2 protein-coding genes and 2 pseudogenes are annotated in these 5,251 nt (G+C 78.0%); 3 read left to right on the plus strand and 1 reads right to left on the minus strand.

Annotation, left to right across the window (positions count from 1 at the left end; genetic code table 11):
- Positions 1 to 88 precede the first annotated feature (88 nt).
- Complete coding sequence (locus tag ACFRMQ_RS37610) at positions 89 to 220, minus strand: hypothetical protein (protein WP_380704161.1); 132 nt, start codon at positions 218 to 220, stop codon at positions 89 to 91.
- 241 nt (positions 221 to 461) lie between these two features.
- Between ACFRMQ_RS37610 and ACFRMQ_RS37615 the strand changes: the two genes are divergently transcribed.
- The 3 genes and pseudogenes from ACFRMQ_RS37615 to ACFRMQ_RS37625 all read left to right on the plus strand — a co-directional run.
- Complete coding sequence (locus ACFRMQ_RS37615; protein ID WP_380735366.1) at positions 462 to 3,752, plus strand: lantibiotic dehydratase; 3,291 nt, start codon at positions 462 to 464, stop codon at positions 3,750 to 3,752.
- Positions 3,749 to 4,849 (plus strand): annotated as a pseudogene (locus tag ACFRMQ_RS37620) (lanthionine synthetase C family protein); the annotation flags it as partial. The gene ACFRMQ_RS37615 and the pseudogene ACFRMQ_RS37620, both read left to right, overlap by 4 nt.
- Before the next feature lie 58 nt (positions 4,850 to 4,907).
- A pseudogene (locus ACFRMQ_RS37625) lies at positions 4,908 to 5,251 on the plus strand (serine/threonine protein kinase); the annotation flags it as partial.

A 5,251-nucleotide genomic window follows, 5' to 3' on the forward strand; every position in this document is an offset into this window, starting at 1 on the left:
CGTCTGGACGGTCCGGGCGGCCGCGCCCGGTGGTACCCGTACTGCCGCTGGATCAGTCAGACCGGACTGATCCGACCGGTCGTACTGGTCAGATGCAGTACGGGCGGGTGCAGGAGCCCTCGCACGAGATGCTGATCAGGGCCTCCTCCTGCTCGCCGAGCTCGGTGGCGACCAGGTCCTGCACGTCGAGGTCGAACAGCTCCTGCATGTCGTTGGCCATGGGGGGCCTCCCTTCGTCAGTGCCGCGACTGGCCGCGGCGGACTGCAGCGGACGTTAGGCACTTGTGCGCGGCCCGACAATGACGGCACGCAGATGAATAGGCGGATTCAGCCAACTCTTGATGACTTCTGATCAACCATGGACAGTTTTCGATCACCGGGATAGAACGAGCCCACAGAGCCACGCGATACAGGCGATACAGGCGATACCTCGACATGGCGACACGAAGCACGGGGGCACGGTGGGCAGGAAGACGCACGCGGCAGACCAGGACCCGCTCTTCACCGCGACCGGTCCCGTCCTCCTACGGACACCCGCGCTGGCCCGCCCGCACCGCCACACCGCCGGGCCCGATGCCGCCGGGCCCGGCGCGGACGCGCTCGCGGCCCACCTCGCGGAGGCCGCCGCCGATCCGGTCCTGTCCGAGGCCATCGAGGTCTCCAGCCCCTCCCTGGCCGACCTGCTGCACCAGACCGCCACCGCCCCCACCCCCACTACCGACAGCGCCCGCCGCCCCGCCGCCCTGCGCCGCGCGGCCGAGGCCGTCGGCCGCTACCGGCTGCGGATGGCCACCCGCCCCACCCCCTTCGGCCTGATGGCCGCCGTCGCACCGGCCCGCTTCGGCACCCGCGCCGAGGTCCGCTGGGACGGCACCGAACGCCGCGCCTTCCGTCCCGACCTCGGATGGCTCCTCCCGCTCCTGGACCGGCTGCGCACCGACCCCCGGGTGCTGGCCGGCCTGAGCCTGACCGCCGACCAGCAGATCACCCCGCGCGGCGACCGGCTCGTCCTGCCGTACCTGCCCGAGCGGCGTGCCGCCACCGGCCCGGGGTCAGCCACCAGTGCCGGACCCGCCGCCGGGGACGCCGGCGCGCAGCCCGTCACCGAGCGGACCGTCCGGGCCACCGCCGTCGTCCGCGCCGCCGTCCGGCACGCCGCCGGCCCGATGCGCCACGCCGACCTGATCACCGCGCTGGCCGCCGACTTCCCCGCCGCCCCCACCGAGGCGATCGCCTCCCTGGTGCGCACCCTGGTGGTCCAGGGCTTCCTGCTCACCGACCTCACTCCCCCGCCGGACTCCACCGACCTGCTCGGCCACGTCCTCGACCGGCTGCCCGACGACCACCCGGTGCACGCCGAACTCACCACCGTACGGGACCTGTTGGCGCAGGCTGCCGCCCTGCCGCGCGGGCGGGCCGGCGCCGTGCTGCGCGAGGCGCGCCACCGGATGGCCGGCCTGACGCCCGCCGACCGCCCGCTGCACGCGGACCTCGCGCTGGACGCCGAGGTGGTGCTGCCCGAGCAGGTCCGCACCGAGCTGGAGCACACCGCCACCCTGCTGTGGCGGCTCTCCCCGCCGGCCACCGCCCCCGAGCACCTGCGCGCCTACCACGCGGAGTTCGTCGAGCGGTACGGCACCGACAGCCCCGTGCCGCTCGCCGAACTGCTCGACCCCGACACCGGCCTCGGCCCGCCGGCCGGCTACCGGCGCCCGGCCGGTGCCCGTGGCGCGGCCAACCCTCAGCCCGCCCGTCCCCGGACCGACGCCGACGCGGCCCGCGACCGGGTGCTGGCCGAACTCGCCGCCGGCGCCCTCGTCGACCGCGAGCCCGGCGCCCCGCTGCCCGAGGTCGTCCTCGACGACGAGTTGCTCACCCGCCTGATCCTGTCGCCGGAGGAGCCGGGCACCGCCGCCGACACCCCGCCCGCCTCGCTGGAGCTGTACGCCGAACTCGTCGCCGACTCCCTCGACGCCCTGGATTCCGGGCACTTCCGCCTCGTGCTCTCCCCCACCGCCGGCAGCGACCGGGCCGGCGCCACCTTCGGCCGCTTCGCCGCCCACCTGGCCGGTGGCGCAGCGGAAGGCGGCGGCGCCCTGCTCGCCACCGCCGCCGGAGACGCCCCCGACACCGGCGAGGCCCCTGGCGCCGGTGAAGTCCTGGACGCCCACCTGGAGTTCACCCCCTACCGCCCCCGCCACGCCAACATCGCCCTCACCCCCCGCTGGCTCGCCCACCGCGTCACCGTCAGCGCCTTCCCCGACCCCGGCGGCCCCACCGCCCTCCCGCTGGACGACCTCGTCGTTCTCGCCGACACCGAACGCCTCACCGTCCACTCCCGCAGCCTCGGCCGGGAGATCCGCGCCACCGCCCACCACGCGCTCAACCTGCGCACCGGAGCCCCCAACGCGGCCCGCTTCCTCCAGGAGACCGCGCTCACCGGCCAACGCCCCTGGCAGCCCTGGGACTGGGGCGCCGCCGCCGGCGCCCCCGCCCTGCCCCGGGTCCGCCGCGGCCGGGTCGTCCTCGCCCCCGCCGCCTGGCGCCTCACCGCCCCCGTGCCCTCCGCCGACACCCCGTACGAGCAGTGGGCCGACGGCCTCGACCGCTGGCGCCGCCGCTGGGGCGTGCCCTCCGCCGTGCGCCTGCTCAGCGGCGACCAGCGGATCAGCCTCGACCTCGACAACCCCTGGCACCGCCGCCTGCTGCACAGCCAGTCCCGCTCCGACCAGTCCCGCTCCGACCGGCCCACCGTGCTCCAGGAGGACCTCAGCGGCGACGGGGACGCCGGCTGGCTGCACGGCCCCGGCGGCGCCCACGGCACCGAGATCGTCGTCCCGCTGCGCCGCACCGCCCGCCCGGCACGCCCCGCCGTGCGCCGAGCGCTGCCCGCCCCCCACTGCCGCACCCCCGAACTGCCGGGCGGCCCCTGGCTGTTCGCCCGCCTCGCCGCCGCCGAGGCCCGCCACGACGAGATCCTCGCCGACCACCTCCCCCGCCTGCTCGCCGCGCTGCCCGGCTCGGTGGACCGCTGGTTCTTCATCCGCTACCGCGACCCCGCCCCCCACCTGCGGCTGCGCTTCCACGGCGCCCCGGCCGACCTCGCCGCCGGCCTGCTGCCCGCCCTCCACGACTGGGCCCACGACCTGCGCCGCGCCGGCCTCGCCGCCGACCTGCGCCTGGACGGATACGTGCCCGAGACCGACCGCTACGGCGGCCCCGCCACCCTCGCCCACGCCGAACGCGTCTTCCACGCCGACAGCCTGGTCGCCCTCGCCGCCCTGCGCCTGGCCCGCGCCGCCCGCACCACGCCCGGCGAACTGCTCGCCGCCGTCAACCTCACCGCCACCGCCCAGGCCTTCCTCGCGGCCCGCCCCACCCCGCTGCCCGTCGGCACCTGGGTCGCCGCCACCTACCCCAAGTCCGAGCACCACCACCAGGCCTTCCGCACCCATCGCGGCGCCGCGCTGCGCGCCATCGGCCCGGACGGCCCCACCGTCCCCGCCGGTGGCCTGCTGCCCGCCGACCCCGCCCTCACCGAAGCGTGGCGGCGGCGCGCCGCCCTCCTCGCCGACTACGCCCCCCACCTCACCCCGCCCGCCGCCGGCCCGGCCCTCGCCTCCCTCCTCCACATGGGCCACAACCGCCTCATCGGCATCGACCGCGAAGCCGAACGCCGCGCCTACGCCCTCGCCCGCGGCACCCTCGAAGCCCACCGTGCCCGCACCGCCGCCCCGAACGGGAGCCGATGACTCCGACCGAGATCCTCCAGGCCGTCACCGCCCGACTCGCCGGCCCCGCCTCCCCCGAGACCGCCGCCACCCCGGGACTCGGCACCGGCCTGGCCGGTACGGCGCTCGCCCTCGCCGTCCTCGCCGACCAGGACCCGCCTCTGCGCCGGGCCGCCCACGGGCGGCTGGCCGAGGCGGTACGGGCGCCCGGCGCGATGCGCGGCGGCGGCCTCTACTCCGGCGCCGCCGCCGTGGCCTTCGCCGCCCGCACCATGGCCCGGGCCCCCGGCGAGTACCGGGGGCTGCTGGACGCGCTGACGCCCCGGGTCGGCGAGTCCGCCGCCGGGCGCGCGGCCGCGCTGCGGGCCGACCTGGCGGCGGGGGCCGGACTGCGGGCGCACACCTTCGACGCAGTCTCGGGCGCGGCGGGTCTCGGCCGGCTGCTGCTGGCCCTGGAGCCGGACGGGCCCGCGCTGGCCGGGGTGCTGGCCGCCCTGGTCGAGCTGGCCTCGCCGACCGGGCCGGCCGACGGGCCGCTGCCGCGCTGGTGGACGGTGGGCGGGCCGGGGCTGCCCGGCGCGGACCCGGACCACCCCCGCGGCCACGTCAACCTCGGTCTGGCGCACGGGGTTCCCGGCCCGCTCGCGCTGCTGTCCCTGGCCTGGCGCCAGGGCGTGCGGGTGCCCGGCCAGGACGAGGCGATCGAGGCGCTGGCGCTCGGACTCGCCGCCCACCGGATGCCCGCCGGCGGCTGGCCGATGACGGTGCGCGTCGAGGACGTGGAGCGGGGCCGCCCGCCGGCCGACGCGCCGACCCGGGCCGCCTGGTGCTACGGCACCCCGGGCGCGGCCCGCTCGCTCTTCCTCGCCGGCGCCGCGCTGGACCGCGACGACTGGCGGGCCGCCGCCGTCACCGCCCTCGCCGGCACCCTGGCCGAGCCCGCCGGCTGGTACCTGGCCGGTGCCGGGCTCTGCCACGGCACCGGCGGCCTGCTGCGGATCGTCCAGCGGACGGCCGAGGACTCCGGCTCCGCCGACCTGGCCGCCCACCTGCCCGCGCTCGCCGAGGCCACCACCCGCGACCTCGCCGCCGCCCTCGCCGACGACGAACCCGCCACCCTCCTGGAGGGCACCGCCGGCGCGGCCCTCGCCCTCCACGCCCACGTCCACCCCGACGCCGCCGTCCGAGGCATCCGACGCCTGCCCGCCCGAGCTGGACGGCCTGGTGATGCGCTCGCTGGCCAAGGAGCCCGACGACCGGTTCCAGACCGCCGAGGAGATGCGCGGCCTGGTCCAGTACGGGCTCCAGATGCTCCAGCAGCAGGGCGGCCACACCCGGACCTGGAACACCGGCCCCGTCGACCTGCACGAGGGCGGCCACACCCCGGCCATGGGCGTCGGCGCCATGGGCGGCCACGGCGGCCTTCCGCACCCCGACCCGGGCACGATGCAGCAGCCGATGATCCGGCAGCCGGGCGTGCACGACGGCGGCTACGAGGGCGGTGGCCGGCCCGGCGGCTC

The organism is Kitasatospora sp. NPDC056783 (genome assembly GCF_042789895.1).
Taxonomy (GTDB): domain Bacteria; phylum Actinomycetota; class Actinomycetes; order Streptomycetales; family Streptomycetaceae; genus Kitasatospora.